The sequence below is a fragment of the Arthrobacter sp. genome, assembly GCF_048266065.1.
Classification (GTDB): Bacteria; Actinomycetota; Actinomycetes; order Actinomycetales; family Micrococcaceae; genus Arthrobacter_H.
In genome coordinates this window covers 329293-347212 of sequence record NZ_JBLXAH010000004.1, presented here as the reverse complement: position 1 = coordinate 347212, position 17920 = coordinate 329293, and the positions used below count along the sequence as shown (strand labels likewise).

The following is a 17920-nucleotide window of genomic DNA, read 5'->3' as shown; positions in this document are numbered from 1 at the left end:
ACTGCGTTTCGTGCCGTGCCCGGGCGTCTGGCTACTTCCCGAAGCCGCGCAGGCGCAGGCTGTTCAGCACCACCAGCACCGAGCTGGCGGCCATGGCTGCGCCGGCGATCATGGGGTTGAGCAGCCCGAACGCGGCGACCGGGATCCCGATGGTGTTGTAGAGGAACGCCCAGAACAGGTTCGTCTTGATCGTGCCCAACGTCTTGCGGGAGAGCTCGATCGCCTGTGGGATCTGGGCCAGGTCGTTGCCCATGACCGTGATGTCCGCCGCGGCGATCGCCACGTCGGTGCCCGAACCCATGGCCAGCCCCAGGTCGGCCTGGGCCAGGGCGGGGGCGTCGTTGACGCCGTCGCCGACCATCGCCACCACGGCGCCGGCGGCCTGCAGCTCGGCGACCTTGTCGACCTTCCCGGACGGCAGGACCCCGGCGAACACGTCCTCCGGCGCGATCCCGACCTCGGCGGCCACCAGCCGGGCGACGTCGGCGTTGTCCCCGGTCAGCAGCACCGGGCGCAGCCCGAGCGAACGCAGCCGGGCGATGGCCTCCGGCGAGCTGGCCCGGATGGTGTCGCGCAGCCCGATGACGCCCACAGTGGCGCCGTCGACGGCGACGAGCACCGCCGTCGTGCCTTGTTCTTGGGCCGTGCGGAGGGCCGTGAGCGTGGCCTCATCGGGGTCGACGCCGTTTTCCCGCAGCCAGGCGGGTTGCCCGGCGAGGACGACGGCGGTTCCCACCGTGGCGCGCACGCCACCCCCGGGGGAGGAGGTGAAGCCGGAGACCGTAGTCGCCGCTGCGCCGGGACGTTCGGCCGCGGCGGCGGCGATGGCGTGGGCGATGGGGTGTTCGGATCCGGATTCGGCGACTCCGGCCAGGGCCAGGAGGTCGTCCTCGCCAAGGGTGGACGTGGCGATGACGTCGGTGACCGCGAGCCGGCCCTCGGTGACCGTCCCGGTCTTGTCCAGCAGGACGGTGTCGACCCGGCGGGTGTCCTCGAGGACCTCGGGACCGCGGATGAGGATGCCCAGTTGGGCGCCGCGGCCGGTGCCCACGAGCAGGCCGATGGGGGTGGCCAGGCCCAGGGCGCACGGGCAGGCGATGACCAGCACCGAGACGGCGGCGGTGAAGGCGGATTGCACGTCGCCGGTGAACACCAGCCAGGCGATGAATGTGAGCAGGGCGATCGCCAGCACGATCGGCACGAACACCGCGGAGATCCTGTCCGCGAGCCGGGCGATCGGTGCCTTGCCGGTCTGGGCGTCGGAGACCATGCGGCCCATCTGGGCCAGGGTGGTGTCGGCGCCGACACGGGTGGCGCGGATGAGCAGGCGGCCCGAGGTGTTGATGGTGGCACCGGTGACGGTATCGTCCACCCCCACTTCGGTGGGTGCGGATTCGCCGGTGATCAGGGAGGTGTCGATGGCGGAGGCGCCCTCGAGGATGTAGCCGTCGGTGGCGATCTTCTCCCCGGGACGCACCACGATCTCATCTCCCGGCACCAGCTCGGCGGCCGGGACGCGGACCTCCACGCCGCCGCGCAGCACGTTCGCCTCCTTGGCCCCCAGGCTGAGCAGGGTCTTCAGCGCGTCACCGGCCGAGGACTTGGCGCGGGCTTCCAGCCAACGGCCGAGCAGCAGGAAGGTGGCCACGACGCCCGCTGTCTCGAAGTAGAGCTGGTGGTCGGACATGTCCATCGCCGACCCGTGGGCGGTCAGGGTCGGATCGATGACCAGCTGCCAGAGGGAGAAGAGGTACGCGGCCAGCACGCCGATCGAGACCAGCGTGTCCATGGTGGAGGAGAGGTGCCGGGCGTTCACTGCCGCCGCGCGGTGGAACGGCCAGGCGGACCACCAGGTCACGGGGGTGGCCAGGGCCAGGGCCACCCAGCCCCAGTGCGGGAACTGCAGTGCGGGGACCATGGAGATGAGGAACAGCGGGAGGGTGAAGATCGCGCCGACGATGAGGCGGGGGCGCAACTCATCCGCCGTGCCGCCGTGCTCCAGGTGGTTGGTGTGGTCCCCGGGGTGTCCCGACGCCTCAGGGTCCTGGCCGCCGCCATGGCCGGAGTCCGCGTGGGGGTCGGCCTTCACCCGGGCGCCATAGCCGGCGGCCTGGATGGTCTCCAGCAGGTCGGTGTCCGAAACCCCTGCTGGGGCCGTCACCCGCGCCGATTCCAGCGGTAGGTTGACGTTGGCCTGCACGCCCTCGATCTTGCCGAGCTTGCGCTCGATCCGCCCGACGCACGAGGCGCAACTCATCCCCTGGATGTCCAGGTCGATGACCCGGGCTCCGTCGGTGGTGAGGGCTTCGTGCTCTTCCATGGGGTGCTGCTCCTTCGGCAAGGGCGGGGAAGTGGGGGATCCTGCGGTGTCAGGCATGGGTCAGGCGTTGTTGCCGACCACCGTGTAACCGGCCTCGGCGACGGCCTCGGACAGGGTGGCCTCGCTGATCGGTCCCGCGGATTCGACGGTCGCCGTCGAGATGCCGCCGGCGTTGAGGTCGACGTCGACCTTCGAGACGCCGTCGATGCCCGTGATCTCCTCGGTGACGGAGGCGACGCAGTGTCCGCAGGTCATGCCGTCGATGCTGATGGTGGTGGTGTTCATGTTGATGCTCCCTCGGGTGTTGGTGGTCGGGGTGGGCAGGTCAGCGCAGCAGGCGGCCGATGGCGGCGGATGCCTCGCGGACCTTGTCGTTGACGATCTCCGGGTTGCCGGTTGCCAGTGAATCCTGGGCGGCGCCGACCACGCAGTGGCCGATGTGCTCCTCGACTAGGCCGAGGCTCACCTTGTGCAGGGCGGCGTTGACCGCTGAGATCTGCGTGAGGATGTCGATGCAGTACTTCTCCTCGTCGACCATGCGCGCGATGCCGCGGACCTGCCCCTCGATGCGGCCGAGCCGCTTGAGCAGGGCCGTCTTGTCGGCGGTGTAGCCGTGTTCGCGGTGTTCGTCGGTGGTGGTCGTCGCGCTGTCCATGCCCTCAACGTATACCCCAGTGGGGTATCTCGTCAAGTACCCCACGGGGGTATTAAGGCGGGATGGTGACGGCGGTGCCGGGCCGCCGTCGTGCCCCGGGTCACGCCTGGGCCGGGCCGCAGTGTCGGACGGCCGGGGCCCCGGGGCGCGTTGCTATGCTGGCTGGCGTGACATCCACCCAGCTTTCGGTCCGCCAGATTCCCGCCGACGACCACTTGGCCCATCTGGCCTCCCACCCCGAGGCCAGCTTCATGCAGCTGCCGGCCTGGGCGCGCGTGAAGGGCGAATGGCGGGCGGAATACCTTGGCTGGTTCGACCCCACCGGCACCCTGCGGGCCTCGGTGCAGGTGCTGCACCGTCCGGTCCCGAAACTCAAGTACACGTTGGCCTACCTGCCCGAGGGGCCGGTCGCCGACTGGAACGAACTGGAGCCGGGCGACGTCACCGCCCCGATGCTGGCCCACTTCAAGGCCAGCAAGGTCTTCCTGGCCCGCATGGGCCTGCCCGCCGTGGAGCGCAGCTGGGCCGCCGGAGTGGTGCGCAAGGCACTGTCCGCCGGTGGGCATGCGCTGATGACCGAACTCGACACGCTGCACGCCGATACCCGCGCCGTGGCGCTCGCCGATGCCCTGCGCGCCGAGGGATGGACCAAGCAGGAGGTCAGCGAGGACTTCAACGCCGGCCAGCCCGAATTCCAGGCACGCATCCCGCTGGCCGGAGCCGACGGCGAAGCGCTCGACGTCGACGGCGTGCTGGCACAGATGAACCAGAACGCACGGCGAGAGACCCGCAAGGCGGCCTCCGGCCCGCTGGAGGTCCAGGCCGGCAGCGTCGAGGACATCGAACGCTTCCACGCCCTGTACCGGGAAACCGCAGAGCGCGACGGGTTCACCGGGCGGCCCACCAGCTACTTCACCACCATGTTCAATGCCCTGAACGAGCACGCACCCGGCACCTGCACCCTCTACTTCGCGGTGCATGAAGGCCGCGACCTGGCCTCCGCCATCCGCGTCTCCAGCGGCCAGGGCGCCTGGTACGTCTACGGCGCCTCCTCGGCGTCCGAGCGCAAGCTCTTCGCCCCCAAGGCGCTGATCCACCGGATGATCATCGACTCGCTGGCCGACGGCTGCGCGTTCCTGGACCACGGCGGCGTCTCCGCCACGCTGGACAAGGAACACCACCTGGCAGGGCTCACCCTGTTCAAGACGACCCTGGGCTGCAACGTCGTGCAGACGTTGGGGGAGTGGGACAAACCCCTGAACAAGCCCATGACCGCGGCCTTCAACCTCTATATGCGGGCCCGCAACCGCCACTGAACCGGAGGGTACCGCCGCCCGGGCTTCGGACATAGAGTGGCACCATAGGCACCGACACCGGGAGGCAGCCATGGGCGACTATCGCGCATACACCGACGAGGAAAAGGCCAGCTACGTGGCCCCCGCGTGCAATTCGTGCGGCCAGCACCGCCACATCGTATGGGAGGACAAGGGCACCGGGGCGGCCCATTGGGTTCCCCGTGACGCCGGCTGCTCCAACGAGGCCTGCACCGCCTGAACGGCTGGCCGGCCTGTCCACGGCAGCCGCCGGGGCTTCCACCTCCGGCACCCTGCCCCTTACACTGTGCCGTAGGCCACAGGGGTTGTTTCGATTCCCCGTGGTCGCGATGCGCCAGGATCCTCCTGTGCGGCAACCGGCGCCTGGATGGTGGTAACTCATGGCCTTGACGTCTCCGGCTTCGCCGGTGCTGCAGCAGCAAGCCGCGCGCGCCCATGCCCGTCTGGCCTCCGGCGGGCCGGCCCTGTCCGGTTGGGACGACCCCGGGTTCCCGAAACTGCGGCCCGTGGTCCACGACTCCTGGGTGCGTTCGCTCGGCTTCCACCGCGATCCCGCGCGCGCCCGGGCCCTCAGTGGCCTGAGCGACCCCCAACTCGACGAATTCCGCCGCACGCACCCCCTGGCCTCCGTGATGCCGGTGTTCGACCGGCTCCTGGTCCAGCCGGCACGCGACACGGGCATCCTCGTGGCCGTCGGGGACGACGCGGGTCGTCTGCTCTGGGTGGAGGGTGACCCCACGGCCCGCCGTGCCGCCGAGCTGATGTCCTTCGTGCCGGGGGCCGACTGGTCCGAACGGGCCGTCGGGACCTCGGCGCCCGGCACGGCACTGGCGACCGGATCCGGGGTGCAGGTCAGCGGTGCGGAGCACTTCAGCCCCGAAGCCCACCGCTGGAGCTGCTCGGCGGTCCCCATCCACTGCCCGCTGACGGGCCGTTTGCTCGGCGTGGTGGATCTGACGGGCAACGACGACGCCGTGGCCGGCCACTCGCTCGCCCTCCTGCAGGCAGCGGTCGCCGCTGCCGAGTCGCAATTGCGCCTGGATGCCCTCGACCTGGCCGCCCGCGGGGCCTCCTCGGGGACCCCCGGGCGTGCCCCGTCGGTGATGCCGGCCGCCCCCGTTGCGGGGCCCGCACGGCTGCGGGTCCTCGGATACGACGATCCCGTGCTCGAACGCGGTCCGGCGCGCCGGGTCCTGGGGGGACGGCACATCGAGATCCTGACCTTGCTGGCCTGGCACCACGGCGGCCTGGATGCCGCCGAACTCGCCGGGCTGCTCTTCGGCGACACCAACCAGCAGGTCAGCGCCCGGGCGGAGATGGTCCGCCTGCGCAAGGCCCTGGGGCAGGAGGCGTCGGCCATCGGCCTCGATTCGCGCCCCTACCGTGTCGCGCCCACGGTGGGTACCGATGCGCGGGACGTCCTGCGCCATCTGGCCGCGGGGCGCCACCGGCAGGCGCTGGACACCTACGGCGGCCCGGTCCTGCCCCGGTCCGACGCGCCGGGCATCGCGGACATCCGGGTCGAGGTCTCCGGTGCCCTGCGCGAGGCCATGCTCAACGACGCCGACCCCGGGATGCTGCTGGAATACCTGGACTTGCCGGAGGCCGCCGATGACGTCGACGGACTGAGGACAGCGCTCCAGATCCTGCCGCCGCGCTCACCCGGCCGCTCCGTCGTCGTCTCCCGGCTCCAGCGCCTGGAAGCGGAGCTCGCCTAGCCTCCCGGCGGACATGCAACGTTGGTGCAACCCCTGCTGGCATAGCGTGATCCACATCACGCGGAACCAGCCGATGCGTCCACGGGCCCTGCGGCCCGCGGCCGCTCCGGGCCACCAACAAAGGAGTTGTCATGACCGTCTACGCCGCCCCCGGAACCGATGGCGCACTACTGGACTTCAAGCCCCGCTACGACCACTACATCGGCGGTGAATGGAAGTCACCCGTGAAGGGCGGGTACTTCGAGAACATCACCCCCGTCACCGGGCAGGTGTTCTGCGAGGTCGGCCGCGGGACGGCGGAGGACATCGAGGCGGCCATCGACGCCGCCGAGGGCGCTGCCCCCGCCTGGGGCCGCACCTCCCCGGCCGAACGGGCACTGGTGTTGAACCGGATCGCCGACCGCATCGAGGAGAACCTCGAGAAGCTGGCTGTCGCGGAGACCTGGGACAACGGCAAGGCGGTGCGCGAGACGCTGAACGCCGACCTCCCGTTGGCCGTGGACCACTTCCGCTATTACGCCGGGGCCATCCGCGCCCAGGAGGGCCGGCTCTCGCAACTGGACGAGAACACCACCGCCTACCATTTCCACGAGCCGCTCGGTGTGGTCGGACAGATCATCCCGTGGAACTTCCCCATCCTCATGGCCGTGTGGAAGCTCGCCCCGGCACTCGCCGCGGGCAACGCCGTCGTGCTCAAGCCCGCCGAGCAGACGCCCGTGTCCATTCTGGTCCTGATGGAGATCATCGGCGACCTGCTGCCCCCGGGCGTGCTGAACGTCGTCAACGGGTTCGGCCTGGAGGCCGGCAAGCCGCTGGCCTCGAACAAGCGCATCCGCAAGATCGCGTTCACCGGCGAGACCACCACGGGACGGCTGATCTCCCAGTACGCCTCGCAGAACCTCATCCCGGTCACCCTGGAACTGGGCGGGAAGAGCCCGAACATCTTCTTCGAGGACATCGCCGCCGAAAACGACGCGTTCTACGACAAGGCGCAGGAGGGCTTCACCATGTTCGCGCTGAACCAGGGTGAGGTCTGCACCTGCCCGTCGCGCGCCCTGGTGCAGGAGTCGATCTACGACAGGTTCCTCGCCGACGTCACAGCACGCACCCAGGCGATCAAGCAGGGCAACCCGCTGGACACCGACACCATGATGGGCGCCCAGGCGTCCAACGACCAGCTGGAGAAGATCCTCTCCTACATGGACATCGGCCAGCAGGAGGGCGCCAAGATCCTCACCGGTGGCGCCCGCGCCGACCTCGGCGGGGACCTCTCCGGCGGCTACTACGTCCAGCCGACGATCTTCGAGGGCGACAACTCGATGCGCATCTTCCAGGAGGAGATCTTCGGGCCGGTGGTCTCCGTGGCCCGTTTCAGCGGCTACGACGACGCGCTGAAGATCGCCAACGACACCCTCTACGGCCTCGGTGCCGGCGTCTGGTCCCGCGACGGGTCCACCGCCTACCGTGCCGGCCGCGAGATCCAGGCAGGACGTGTCTGGGTGAACAACTACCACGCCTACCCGGCGCACGCAGCGTTCGGCGGGTACAAGTCCTCGGGCATCGGACGGGAAAACCACCTGATGATGCTGGACCACTACCAGCAGACCAAGAACCTGCTGGTCTCCTACAACCCCAACAAGCAGGGGTTCTTCTAAACCGCGCATTTCCCCACCCGGAGGCCGTCGGCGTGCGCCGGCAGCGTAGCTGGAGCGCGCCCGAGGCCCCTCAACGACAGGAAATACCCATGAGCACCATGAAAGCAGCCATCGTCCGCGAGTTCGGCCAGGACCTGGACGTCGACAGCACCGAGATCCCCGAGCCCGGCCCCGGCCAGGCGCTGGTGAAACTGGTCGCCTCCGGCGTCTGCCATACCGACCTGCACGCCGCCGGCGGCGACTGGCCGGTCAAGCCCAACCTTCCCCTCATCCCCGGTCACGAGGGCGTCGGCTACGTCGAAAAGATCGGGGAGGGCGTGACCGAGGTCAAGGTCGGCGACCTGGTCGGCAACGCCTGGCTCGCCAGCGCCTGCGGAAGCTGCGAGTTCTGCGGCACCGGCTGGGAGACGCTCTGCGAGTCCCAGGCCAACGGCGGGTACTCCATGAACGGATCCTTTGGCGAGTACATGCTGGTGGACGCCAAGTTCGCCGCGCACATCCCCGAGGGCGCAGACCCGTACGAGATCGCCCCCGTGCTCTGTGCCGGCGTCACCGTCTACAAGGGGCTCAAGCGCACGGAGGTCAAGCCCGGCCAATGGGTGGTCATCTCCGGCATCGGCGGACTGGGCCACATCGCCGTGCAGTACGCCGTCGCCATGGGCATGCGGGTCGCCGCGGTCGACGTCGCCGAGGAGAAGCTGGCCCTGGCCCGCAGCCACGGCGCCGAGGTCACCGTGAACGCCTTCGCCGCGGATCCCGCCGAGGCCATCCAGGAGGCCACCGGGGGAGCCCACGGCGTGCTGGTGACGGCTGTCCACCCTGCGGCGTTCGGCCAGGCGATCGGCATGACCCGCCGCGGCGGGACGATCGTCTTCAACGGGCTGCCCCCGGGCGAGTTCCCGGCGCCGATCTTCGACATCGTGCTCAAGGGCCTGACCATCCGCGGGTCGATCGTGGGCACGCGCCAGGACATGATCGAGGCCCTGGAGTTCTACGCGGCGGGCAAGATCAAGCCCACGTTCCACACGCGGCCACTGGAAGACGTGAACGCGGTCTTCGACGAGATGCGCCACGCGAAGATCGATGGCCGCGTCGTCATCGACTACGTCGGCGCGGCCTAACCGGCAACCAGCGGCATCCGGGCCCCGGTCCTGCAGCGCCCCCGCGGCGCTGCAGGACCGCGGCTTCGGACCCAGCAGAAAGGGAAACGACCATGGACACGGTGCTCGACGCCCGCCCCACCATCGAGGGGGAGGACTTCACCCGGGTGCGCCTGAGCGCCGACGCCCAGGCGTTGCTGCGCACCTTGTGGGCCCGCCACGGCCCGCTGATGTTCCACCAATCCGGAGGCTGTTGCGACGGTTCCTCGCCCATGTGCTTCCCCGACGGCGACTTCATCACGGCCGAGGCGGACATCCGGCTGGGCGTCTTCGACCTCACGGACGACGACGGTGCACCCCTGGGCGAGCTCGACTTCTGGATGTCGCGGGAACAGTTCGAGTACTGGAAGCACACCCGGCTGACCGTCGACGTGGTCAGCGGCCGCGGTTCCGGATTCTCCGTCGAGGCACCGGAGGGCAAGCGCTTCCTGATCCGCAGCGAGCTCATCGGGGCCTGAACCCGGGGCCCGCCGTCGGGGATGACAAACCTTCCTTCCTCCGCGGTCCCGTCCTACGATGACATCACGCGCGTGCCCCGTGTTCCGGGGCGCCTGGCCTGTTGCGCCGACCCCGCGAGGCATCCGGGTCGACGGCCGGTGGTTTCCCCTGGGGGCGGATCCACGCGGGACCCCTGGGGGTCCCGCCTGTCGCCGCCCGACCTCTCGGGACCGCCTCTCCGCGCAGGTTTGGGCGGAGGGGACAGGAGAAGGACCCTCATCATGCACCGCACCCAGCTACAACGACTCCGCACCCTGCTCTACTCCACCGCAGCCGCCCTGGCCCTCGTCGCCACCGGCGTCGGACCCGCAACCGCCGCCCTCACGCCGACCGCCGGCGTCCCGGCCACCCACGCCACCGCCTCCCACGGGTCTTCCTTCCACGGGACCGCCGGAAAGCGCCACCACCACCCTCCGCAACGCATCGACTACGTCAACCTGGGTGACTCCTACTCGGCGGGCTTCGGCTCCGGGAACATCGTCGCCGGCCCCTTCCCGGGCTGCCTGCAGGGTGACGGGCCCACGCATGTGACCCGGTTGGCGGCCCGGCCGGGTGTCCGCCTGATCGCCAATGCCGCCTGTGCCGGGGCCACCCCGTCCGACGTGGCCACCGTTGCCGCGGGCCTGAAGCCACAACTCGCGGCAGCCGAGCTGGTGACGCTGACGCTGGGCGGGAACGATCTGGACTTCCGCGGGATCGCGACCGCCTGCAGCACGCAGGGGACCGCACAGGCCTGCGCCCTGGCCACGACGACGGCACGAAGGGCCATGCCGGGAATCACCTCCGACGTGCGCTCCACGTTGCGGAAAATCGACAGGTCCACCCGCGCGCGCATCCTCGTGCTGGGATACCCGCGGCTGTTCTCCCCGCAGTTCGGTGACAATGCAGTCATCACCGCCGGCAACGCCCGGGCGCTGAACCGGCTCGCGGACCAGCTCAATCGCGCGGTCCGTGCCGGAACCCGGGGCCATGCCAGCTTCGTCCCGGTCACCAGCGCGTTCACGTGGCACGGCATCGGCTCCCCGGTGTCCTGGATCCACCTCAACCCGCTGAACCCGGCTGACCCGGTGAATCTGCACCCGACGACCGCCGGATACCTGTACGGCTACTACCCGGCGGTGCTGCGCAAGGCCCAGCTGCATCGGCTGGCCCGGTGAATCCACGGCCCGGAGCCCGGCTCCGGGCCGGCCCCCTCGGGCGGACCCCTGTCCCTTCGTGCTGGAACATGGGCACAATGGGCGCAGGGGCCCCGCGGCTTCCCGATCCTCCGACCGAAAGGCTGACACCGTGACCTTCCTTGGCGATTCACTCTGGGACGCGAAAATCTACTCCAGCGGCTGGAAGGCAGGGCGAGGCGGCACGTCGGCCGCAGTGGAACCGGCCACCGGTGACACGCTGGCCAGCTACGGCGTGGCCTCCCGCGAGGACGTCCTGGAGGCTTCCCGGGCCGCCGCCGCAGCGCAAAAGGAGTGGGCGGCCCGCAAACCGGAGGAACGCGCCGCCGTCCTGCGCCGGGCCGGTGCCCTCTGGGAAGAGCACGCCGCGGAGCTGGACGAGTGGATCGTGAGGGAATCCGGCGGCATCCCCGCCAAGGCCGGCCTGGAAACCCATACCGCGGCCAACGAATGCCATGAGGCCGCGGCGCTGCCCGGACTGCCCGCCGGTGAGGTGCTGACCACCAACGAGGACCGCTGGTCCTTCGCCCGCCGCCGTCCCGCCGGGGTCGTCTCGGTCATTTCCCCGTTCAACTTCCCCCTCATCCTGGGGATCCGCGCCGTCGCACCGGCCCTGGCATTGGGCAATGCCGTGCTGCTGAAGCCGGACCCGCGGACCACCGTGTGCGCCGGGGTGACGATCATGCGGGTCTTCGAGGAAGCCGGTCTGCCCCCGGGGCTGCTGTCCCTGCTGCCCGGTGGCGCCGACGTCGGCGCTGCCCTGGTCGAGGCGCCCGAGGTACGTGTCATCGCCTTCACCGGTTCCACGGCCGCCGGCCGCAAGATCGGCGAGTCGGCCGCCCGGCTGCTCAAGCGCGCGCATCTGGAACTCGGTGGGAACTCGGCCATGATCGTGCTGCCCGGCGCCGACCTCGCGAAAGCGGCCTCCGCCGCTGCCTTCGGATCCTTCATGCACCAGGGTCAGATCTGCATGGCGACCGGCCGCCACCTGGTGCACCGGGACCTCTACGAGGACTATGTGGCGGCCCTGGCCGAGAAGGCCAGGAACCTGCCGATGGGCGATCCGAAGACCGGCACCGTGGCCATCGGACCGGTCATCGATGCCGGCCAGCTGGAGCGGATCGACGGCCTCGTGCAATCGGCGGTGTCCTCCGGCGCCCGGCTGGCCGCCGGCGGATCGGTCCGCGACGGATTGTTCTACCACCCCACCGTCCTGGCGGATCTGACGGACGAACAGGACGCCTGGCGCGAGGAGATTTTCGGCCCGGTCGCCCCGGTGCGCAGCTTCTCCACCCTGGACGAGGCCGTGGCGATGGCCAACAACTCCAGCTACGGACTGTCCGTCTCCGTCCTGGGCGACGTCGGCACGGCGATGCAGCTGGCCGACCGGCTCGAGTCCGGCAAGGTCCACATCAACGAACAGACCGTCTCCGACGAACCCAATTCCCCGTTCGGCGGGGTGAAGGATTCGGGCAACGGCGGGCGGATCGGTGGTGCCGCCGCGAACATGGAGGCCTTCACCGAACTGCAATGGCTGACCATGCGACCGGAGATCGCCCCGTACCCCTTCTAGGCCCGCCCACCGCGGCGCCAGCCATGGCAGAATCAAGGGGCCAGCCGTCAGCGCCCGGGTGTCGTCAGGAGGCCGTCGAAGGATGCAGGAGGAGGGAGCCGTCCCCGTTGCCCGGCGACAGCTGGACATCGAGTCGCGCTCCATCTGGGCGGGTGTCGCCGCCGGGGTGGTCGCCATCATCGTCGGGCTCATCGCGTTCCGCGGATACCGGCCACCGTTGGCCGGGGACGGATCGGTGGCGATCTACGCCTCCGTCGTCGCCGGTGCGATGGCCGGTGCTGCCTTCGTCGCCGGCTACGTGCAGAACGTGCGGACCGTCCACCTCTGGCTCGGGGCCAGGCCGGTGGTGCGCCAAATCGTCGACGTCGCCGCCCTGCTCGTCGTCCATGCCTCCATTGCCACCATGTCGGCGCTGGTGCTCTTCCGGCTCTTCCAACAGGCCTTCTCCGGGCTGACGGTCGACCCGGTGGCGGGAACGGTGATGCTGGCCGTCTCCGCGGGCGTGGCCGGCTATTTCGGCTACACCTCCGGGGCCCGCATCACCGCAGTTGCCCTCTCCGTCATGCTGGCCGTGTTCATGGCCTCCGGCATGCTCGTGAGCATGCTCTACGCGGAGAACCCGCTGTGGTGGCACTCGATGTTCAGCGAGTTGGGCACCGGCCAGGCCGGGCTGACCTCCTTCTGGACGTTCAACACGACGATCACCACCTCGGGGATCATCCTGACGACCCTCTCGGCCTTCATCACCCGCGATCTCAAACGCTGGGCCGAGGTCGTCGCCACGCGCCGGCACGACGCCGGTGCCCCCGGCCGCGGGCACCGGAACCCGGGAGGCAGGTTCCTGCGTCCCCGCCCGGCGGTCATCCGCGCGTGCCTGGTGGTCGGTGGCATCTGCATGGTCGGGATCGGCCTGTTCCCGGTCAACACGTTCGAGCGGATCCACACCTCGTTCGTCCAGGTCCTCGCCGTCGCCCTGATGGTCCTGTTGACCGGTGTCCCGCTCTGGCTGCCGGGCTTCCCGAAGGCCTTTTTCCTGCTCACGTATATGTCGGTGGCCGCGCTCATCGCAGCGGCGCTGTTGTGGCGCCCGGTGCAGTACTACAACCTCACGGCACTCGAGCTGGCGGCGGCCGGAATCGTGTTCGCCTGGCTAGTGGTTTTCATCCGCAACACCACGGCAGTCGTCGCCGCCGCGGGCGTCGCCCCGGCCGTCCCCGGGCTCCCTGCCGGGGTTCCAGCGGCCCCGGAAGGCCCCGACGAAGCCTCCGGTAATATAACGAAACGGTAACGATGGGCGGTCGGGGGACACGCCCGGGTGTGATCGGCGGCATCCCTTGGCATCTTTGGGATCCCTCCGAATGGGATGGCGACGGCGAAAGTGTCCTCTTGGGGGGATTCGGTGTCAAATCCCCACACCCCGGGTTGATCGAAAATCTCAGCACGTTACGTTGGTGGGGATGGAAAATGAACTCGTAAACACCACGTCCGAGGCTACATTTCGCCACCCAGTCACCGAAGATGGAGCCGCCATGTGGACCATGGCGAAGGATTCCGAGGTGCTGGATCTCAACTCGTCCTACTCCTACCTGCTGTGGGGCCGCGACTTCGCGCAGAGCTCGATCATGGCCGAAATCGACGGCCGCGCCGCCGGCTACGTCACCGGTTACATGCGCCCCGACGAACCCGGCACGCTGATGATCTGGCAGGTCTGCGTCGGCGCCGACTTCCAGAAGCGCGGCCTGGCCGCCGCCATGCTCGATGAGCTCGCAGCACGCACCAACGCCGATCGGCTGGAGACCACGATCACCGCGGACAACGCGGCATCGAACCGGCTGTTCCAGCGCTTCGCCGAACGCCACGAGGCCGACTGCGACCGCGAACCGCTCTTCACCACGGCGATGTACCCGGACGGGCACGACACCGAGTACCTGTACCGGATCGCCCCGCTGGGCCTGGACGCCGACCTGCGCTCGCTGAACCTCGCGGCCAGCCGCTCCGAGTCCTAGCACCCCCTGGTTTCCGACGCCCGGGGCACCCCTTTGCCCCCTGCCGTCATCACGCCTGTCATCGCACCTACGAAGGGAATGACCATGACTGACATTTTTGAAACGCTCGAATCCGAGGTCCGCGGCTACAGCCGCAGCTGGCCCGCCGTCTTCACCCATGCCTCCGGCGCCATCCAGACCGCCGAGGACGGCACGGAGTACATCGACTTCTTCTCCGGTGCCGGTGCGCTGAACTACGGCCACAACAACCCGGCCCTGACCGCCCCGCTGATGGAGTACCTGGCCAGCGGCGCCGTCGTGCATTCGCTGGACATGATGACCCCGGCCAAGCGGGAGTTCCTGGAGACCTTCCAGGAACTGATCCTCAAGCCCCGGAACCTTGACTACAAGGTCATGTTCCCCGGCCCCACGGGGACCAACACCGTCGAGGCCGCGCTCAAGCTGGCCCGCAAGGTCACCGGACGCCAGAACATCATCTCGTTCACCAACGCCTTCCACGGCATGACCCTGGGCTCGCTCTCGGTGACCGGCAACGCCATGAAGCGCCAGGGCGCCGGCGTCCCGCTGGGCAACACCTCCAAGATGCCCTACGACAACTACCTCGAAGGTGCCGGATCCGACCTGGCCTTCCTGGAGCGCTCCCTCGAGGACACCAGCTCGGGCATCGACAAGCCCGCCGCGGTCATCGTGGAAACCGTGCAGGGCGAAGGCGGCCTGCGTGCCGCCCGGGCCGAATGGCTGCGCAACCTCGCTGCCCTGCTCAAGCGCCATGATGTCCTGCTGATCGTCGACGATGTCCAGGCCGGCTGCGGCCGCACGGGCACGTTCTTCAGCTTCGAGGAGGCGGGCATCGAACCGGACATCGTGTGCGTGTCCAAGTCGATCTCCGGCTACGGCCTGCCGATGGCCCTGACCCTGTTCCGCCGGGAACTGGATGTCTGGGGTGCCGGGGAGCACAACGGCACCTTCCGCGGCCACAACCCGGCGTTCGTCACCGCGACGGCTGCCCTGAAGAAGTACTGGGCCACCGACGACTTCCAGAATGAGCTGGCCGGCACCATCGCCGCGCTGCACCGTGGCCTGGCCGAGATCGCCTGCCTCGTCGACGGCGCGGAGATCCGCGGCCGCGGCATGCTGGCCGGAGTGGTCTTCCCCGACCAGGCCACCGCCTCCAACGTGGCCGCCGAGGCCTTCGCCCACGGCGTCCTGGTGGAGACCTCCGGCTCGGAGGATGAGGTCCTGAAGGTCATGCCGCCGCTGACCATCACCGATGACGTGCTCCAGCGTGGCCTGGCCATCATCACCGAGGCCGTGCGCACCGTCGCCGGCAAGCCCGCGCTGGCCGCCGTCTAGGCCAGCCCCCAGATTCCACACCGGGGGAATGCCAACCCATTGCCCCGGTGTGAATGACCAGGGTGTCCGTCAGGGCACCGCAAACCATCATGAATTCCCAGGAGGACCCATGCAGGTAGTGAACCTGAACGACCTGAACGACACCGAGCGCGACATCAAGTCCGAGACCTGGCGCAGCCGCCGCATGGTGCTGGCCCGCGAGGGTGTCGGCTTCTCGTTCCACGACACCGTGATCTACGCCGGCACCACCTCGACGTTCCACTACGCGAACCACATCGAGGCCGTGTACTGCGTCCAGGGTGAAGGCACGCTGACCAACGAGGTGACCGGCGAGGTCCACGAGATCTCCGACGGCACCATGTACCTGCTGGACGGCAACGAGAAGCACACCGTGCGCGCCACCACCGAGCTGCGCATGGCCTGCGTCTTCAACCCGCCGGTGACCGGCCGCGAGGTCCACGACGAGAACGGCGTCTACCCGCTGGTCGTCGAGGAGCCCGCCCAGGCCTAAGGCCCCGGCACCCACAGTTTGCGCGAAGCGCGGCTCGGACTTCGGTCCGGGCCGCGCTTCGGCGTATCCCCGGCCGGACCGTCCGTCCGGCCGACGTACCCAGCCGCGGGGCAGCGGAGTTCCGGCGGCAAACCATCGAGGAGGAAATGGACATGACGGAAACCCTTCGTCGCCACATTGACCAGTATCCAACGCGAACGGACGACGACGTCCGGGTGATCGACCGCGAAGGCCCCGTGGTGTGGGGCGGCCCCGACGACGGGCCCCTCGACGCGGCCACACTGGCCGGGTTCGATGCCAACGGCTACCTCGCCATCGACCAGCTCATCAGCGCCGATGAGCTGGAGGAACTGCGGGCCGAGCTGCGTCGCCTCTCGGAGGACCCCGAGGTCCGCGCCGACGAGGCGACCATCGTGGAGGCTGCCTCCCAGGAAGTGCGATCGGTCTTCGACATCCACCGCACCAGCGAGGTCTTCAAGAAGATCGCCAACGACCCCCGAGTCGTCGGCCGCGCCCGGCAGCTCCTCGGATCCGACGTGTACATCCACCAGTCTCGGGTGAACTTCAAGCCCGGGTTCGAGGGCAAGGAGTTCGCCTGGCACTCCGACTTCGAGACCTGGCACGCCGAGGACGGGATGCCCGCCCCGCGCGCGGTGAGCATCTCGATCTCGTTGACGGACAACCACTCGTTCAACGGCCCGTTGATGATCATGCCCGGGACCCACCGCAAGTACGTCTCCTGCGACGGCGCGACCCCGGAGCTGAACTACAAGAAGTCCCTCATCATGCAGGGCGCCGGCGTCCCCGACAAGGAGACGCTCACCCGTTTCGCCGACGAATACGGCATCGACGTCCTCGAGGGCCAGGCCGGCGGCGCCATCATGTTCGACTCGAACTGCATGCACGCCTCCAACGGCAACGTGACCCCGTTCGCCCGTTCGAACGTGTTCATCGTCTTCAACTCGGTCGAGAACACGCTGGTCGAGCCGTTCGCGGCGGCCGGGCGCCGTCCGGACTTCGCTGGGTCGCGGGACTTCACCCCCGCAGGCTAAGGCGCAACAAGAACACTGCACGACGGCGGCTGGAACCTGTGGTTCCGGCCGCCAGCTCTGTCAGGGCTGCTAACCCGCCGACGAGACGACCTCCCATGGTTCCACCGGGCCGGGAACGGCCGAAAACAGGGGATGCGGATCCGGTCGTGCTGGCGCGGCAGGTACGGCCGTCAGGCGTTCGGGGGACCGGACGGCGAGCTTGGCCAGGAGGTGGACGCGCTCGTGGTCCAGCTGGCCCGTGGTTACCGTCATCAGCGGCACCACGCCGGTCGGGGGGCGCAGGATGAGGGAACGGTTGAAGCGGTAGGCACGGGCATCGGCCTGCGCCGCAATGCCCTCCAGGTAGGCGCCGATCAAGGCCAGCGGTTCCCCACCGGCGCGGAAGCGTGCGAGCTGGGGATGGTTGCGGTAGCCCGTGGTCTTGCCGTCGAGGACCTTCTGCGCCAGCAGCGTTTCCCGCCAACAGGCCACGAGTCCCTTGGCGTCCAGATACCGGGGGTGCAGGGACCAGATGCGCATAGGCCATGGTAACCGCTGAATTTGCCCGGAATTTCGGAAGGATTATTCCGATGCGCTCGATATTCCATGATCGCCTTGGCCAACCAGCAAGAAACGGAAGAATCTTGCCGAAATGATGCGGACCGGTCATGATGGAACGACTGGAGAACAGAACCGGAAGGATCATTCCGCTCATGGATAGGTCGGTAGGGAACGATGCGATGGCCGTGGGGCAAGCCATCCGAGCTGCACGGCGGGAGTCCGGATTGACTCAAACGCAGCTCGGTGAGCTTGTCGGGTTGTCGGACCGCACGGTTCGTGAAATCGAAAAGGGCGGCGGCGGTTCGAGTCTTGGTGCCGTATCGGCTGCAGCCAATGCCCTCGGCCTGCACATAGCTGCCTCCTGATGGTC

Annotated in this window: 18 protein-coding genes; 14 read left to right on the top strand and 4 right to left on the bottom strand. The window is 69.0% G+C overall.

The features are described 5' to 3' along the window. Positions 1 to 31 precede the first annotated feature (31 nt). Genes ACN0TP_RS09075 through ACN0TP_RS09065 form a run of 3 tightly spaced genes read right to left on the bottom strand, consistent with a single transcriptional unit; the run spans position 32 to position 2975 of the window. Complete coding sequence (locus ACN0TP_RS09075; RefSeq protein ID WP_417218521.1) at positions 32 to 2320, bottom strand: heavy metal translocating P-type ATPase; 2289 nt, start codon at positions 2318 to 2320, stop codon at positions 32 to 34. A gap of 60 nt (positions 2321 to 2380) precedes the next feature. Then, positions 2381 to 2605 (bottom strand): heavy-metal-associated domain-containing protein, encoded by a 225-nt coding sequence (locus ACN0TP_RS09070; protein WP_372697632.1) that lies wholly within the window; start codon positions 2603 to 2605, stop codon positions 2381 to 2383. Positions 2606 to 2645: 40 nt separating this feature from the next. Then, positions 2646 to 2975 (bottom strand): metal-sensitive transcriptional regulator, encoded by a 330-nt coding sequence (locus tag ACN0TP_RS09065; RefSeq protein ID WP_372697631.1) that lies wholly within the window; start codon positions 2973 to 2975, stop codon positions 2646 to 2648. 167 nt (positions 2976 to 3142) lie between these two features. On the opposite strand from ACN0TP_RS09065, the gene ACN0TP_RS09060 reads away from it, so the two are divergent. The 13 genes from ACN0TP_RS09060 to thpD all read left to right on the top strand — a co-directional run bounded on the left by ACN0TP_RS09060 (position 3143) and on the right by thpD (position 17010). Continuing rightward, positions 3143 to 4291, top strand: a complete 1149-nt coding sequence (locus ACN0TP_RS09060; protein WP_417218520.1) for a lipid II:glycine glycyltransferase FemX — start codon at positions 3143 to 3145, stop codon at positions 4289 to 4291. Between the two features lie 70 nt (positions 4292 to 4361). Then, positions 4362 to 4529: a hypothetical protein gene (locus ACN0TP_RS09055; protein WP_372697629.1), complete on the top strand. Its 168-nt coding sequence runs from the start codon at positions 4362 to 4364 to the stop codon at positions 4527 to 4529. A gap of 160 nt (positions 4530 to 4689) precedes the next feature. Then, positions 4690 to 6027, top strand: a complete 1338-nt coding sequence (locus ACN0TP_RS09050) for a GAF domain-containing protein (protein WP_417218519.1) — start codon at positions 4690 to 4692, stop codon at positions 6025 to 6027. Between the two features lie 131 nt (positions 6028 to 6158). Continuing rightward, positions 6159 to 7682, top strand: a complete 1524-nt coding sequence (locus ACN0TP_RS09045) for an aldehyde dehydrogenase family protein (protein ID WP_417218518.1) — start codon at positions 6159 to 6161, stop codon at positions 7680 to 7682. An 89-nt stretch (positions 7683 to 7771) separates the two neighbouring features. Continuing rightward, positions 7772 to 8803, top strand: coding sequence for an alcohol dehydrogenase AdhP (gene adhP / locus ACN0TP_RS09040; protein ID WP_372697626.1), 1032 nt, complete (start codon positions 7772 to 7774; stop codon positions 8801 to 8803). 92 nt (positions 8804 to 8895) lie between these two features. Then, positions 8896 to 9300 (top strand): DUF779 domain-containing protein, encoded by a 405-nt coding sequence (locus ACN0TP_RS09035; protein ID WP_372697625.1) that lies wholly within the window; start codon positions 8896 to 8898, stop codon positions 9298 to 9300. A gap of 261 nt (positions 9301 to 9561) precedes the next feature. Beyond that, positions 9562 to 10497, top strand: a complete 936-nt coding sequence (locus ACN0TP_RS09030; protein WP_372697624.1) for an SGNH/GDSL hydrolase family protein — start codon at positions 9562 to 9564, stop codon at positions 10495 to 10497. 130 nt (positions 10498 to 10627) lie between these two features. Then, positions 10628 to 12088, top strand: a complete 1461-nt coding sequence (locus ACN0TP_RS09025) for an aldehyde dehydrogenase family protein (protein ID WP_417218517.1) — start codon at positions 10628 to 10630, stop codon at positions 12086 to 12088. Positions 12089 to 12170: 82 nt separating this feature from the next. Continuing rightward, on the top strand, positions 12171 to 13376 hold the full coding sequence (locus ACN0TP_RS09020) for a hypothetical protein (RefSeq protein WP_417218516.1): 1206 nt from the start codon (positions 12171 to 12173) through the stop codon (positions 13374 to 13376). 169 nt (positions 13377 to 13545) lie between these two features. Further along, complete coding sequence (ectA, locus tag ACN0TP_RS09015) at positions 13546 to 14094, top strand: diaminobutyrate acetyltransferase (RefSeq protein WP_417218515.1); 549 nt, start codon at positions 13546 to 13548, stop codon at positions 14092 to 14094. A gap of 84 nt (positions 14095 to 14178) precedes the next feature. Continuing rightward, entirely contained in the window at positions 14179 to 15447 is a 1269-nt protein-coding gene (ectB, locus tag ACN0TP_RS09010; RefSeq protein ID WP_417218514.1) for a diaminobutyrate--2-oxoglutarate transaminase, read from the top strand. A 109-nt stretch (positions 15448 to 15556) separates the two neighbouring features. Continuing rightward, positions 15557 to 15958 (top strand): ectoine synthase, encoded by a 402-nt coding sequence (locus tag ACN0TP_RS09005; protein WP_417218513.1) that lies wholly within the window; start codon positions 15557 to 15559, stop codon positions 15956 to 15958. Positions 15959 to 16110: 152 nt separating this feature from the next. Beyond that, positions 16111 to 17010: an ectoine hydroxylase gene (gene thpD / locus ACN0TP_RS09000; protein ID WP_417218512.1), complete on the top strand. Its 900-nt coding sequence runs from the start codon at positions 16111 to 16113 to the stop codon at positions 17008 to 17010. A gap of 69 nt (positions 17011 to 17079) precedes the next feature. Here thpD and ACN0TP_RS08995 read toward each other — a convergent pair whose 3' ends face one another. After that, a complete protein-coding gene (locus ACN0TP_RS08995) occupies positions 17080 to 17529 on the bottom strand; it encodes a pyrimidine dimer DNA glycosylase/endonuclease V (RefSeq protein WP_417218511.1) in 450 nt (149 codons plus the stop codon). Positions 17530 to 17657: 128 nt separating this feature from the next. On the opposite strand from ACN0TP_RS08995, the gene ACN0TP_RS08990 reads away from it, so the two are divergent. Beyond that, complete coding sequence (locus tag ACN0TP_RS08990; protein WP_417218510.1) at positions 17658 to 17915, top strand: helix-turn-helix transcriptional regulator; 258 nt, start codon at positions 17658 to 17660, stop codon at positions 17913 to 17915. Positions 17916 to 17920: the final 5 nt, after the last annotated feature.

Coding starts and splice junctions, on each gene's coding strand:
- ACN0TP_RS09075 (WP_417218521.1), bottom strand. CDS start 2,320: ATGGAAGAGCACGAAGCCCTCACCACCGACGGAGCCCGGGTCATCGAC.
- ACN0TP_RS09070 (WP_372697632.1), bottom strand. CDS start 2,605: ATGAACACCACCACCATCAGCATCGACGGCATGACCTGCGGACACTGC.
- ACN0TP_RS09065 (WP_372697631.1), bottom strand. CDS start 2,975: ATGGACAGCGCGACGACCACCACCGACGAACACCGCGAACACGGCTAC.
- ACN0TP_RS09055 (WP_372697629.1), top strand. CDS start 4,362: ATGGGCGACTATCGCGCATACACCGACGAGGAAAAGGCCAGCTACGTG.
- ACN0TP_RS09050 (WP_417218519.1), top strand. CDS start 4,690: ATGGCCTTGACGTCTCCGGCTTCGCCGGTGCTGCAGCAGCAAGCCGCG.
- ACN0TP_RS09045 (WP_417218518.1), top strand. CDS start 6,159: ATGACCGTCTACGCCGCCCCCGGAACCGATGGCGCACTACTGGACTTC.
- adhP (WP_372697626.1), top strand. CDS start 7,772: ATGAGCACCATGAAAGCAGCCATCGTCCGCGAGTTCGGCCAGGACCTG.
- ACN0TP_RS09035 (WP_372697625.1), top strand. CDS start 8,896: ATGGACACGGTGCTCGACGCCCGCCCCACCATCGAGGGGGAGGACTTC.
- ACN0TP_RS09030 (WP_372697624.1), top strand. CDS start 9,562: ATGCACCGCACCCAGCTACAACGACTCCGCACCCTGCTCTACTCCACC.
- ACN0TP_RS09020 (WP_417218516.1), top strand. CDS start 12,171: ATGCAGGAGGAGGGAGCCGTCCCCGTTGCCCGGCGACAGCTGGACATC.
- ectA (WP_417218515.1), top strand. CDS start 13,546: ATGGAAAATGAACTCGTAAACACCACGTCCGAGGCTACATTTCGCCAC.
- ectB (WP_417218514.1), top strand. CDS start 14,179: ATGACTGACATTTTTGAAACGCTCGAATCCGAGGTCCGCGGCTACAGC.
- ACN0TP_RS09005 (WP_417218513.1), top strand. CDS start 15,557: ATGCAGGTAGTGAACCTGAACGACCTGAACGACACCGAGCGCGACATC.
- thpD (WP_417218512.1), top strand. CDS start 16,111: ATGACGGAAACCCTTCGTCGCCACATTGACCAGTATCCAACGCGAACG.
- ACN0TP_RS08995 (WP_417218511.1), bottom strand. CDS start 17,529: ATGCGCATCTGGTCCCTGCACCCCCGGTATCTGGACGCCAAGGGACTC.
- ACN0TP_RS08990 (WP_417218510.1), top strand. CDS start 17,658: ATGATGGAACGACTGGAGAACAGAACCGGAAGGATCATTCCGCTCATG.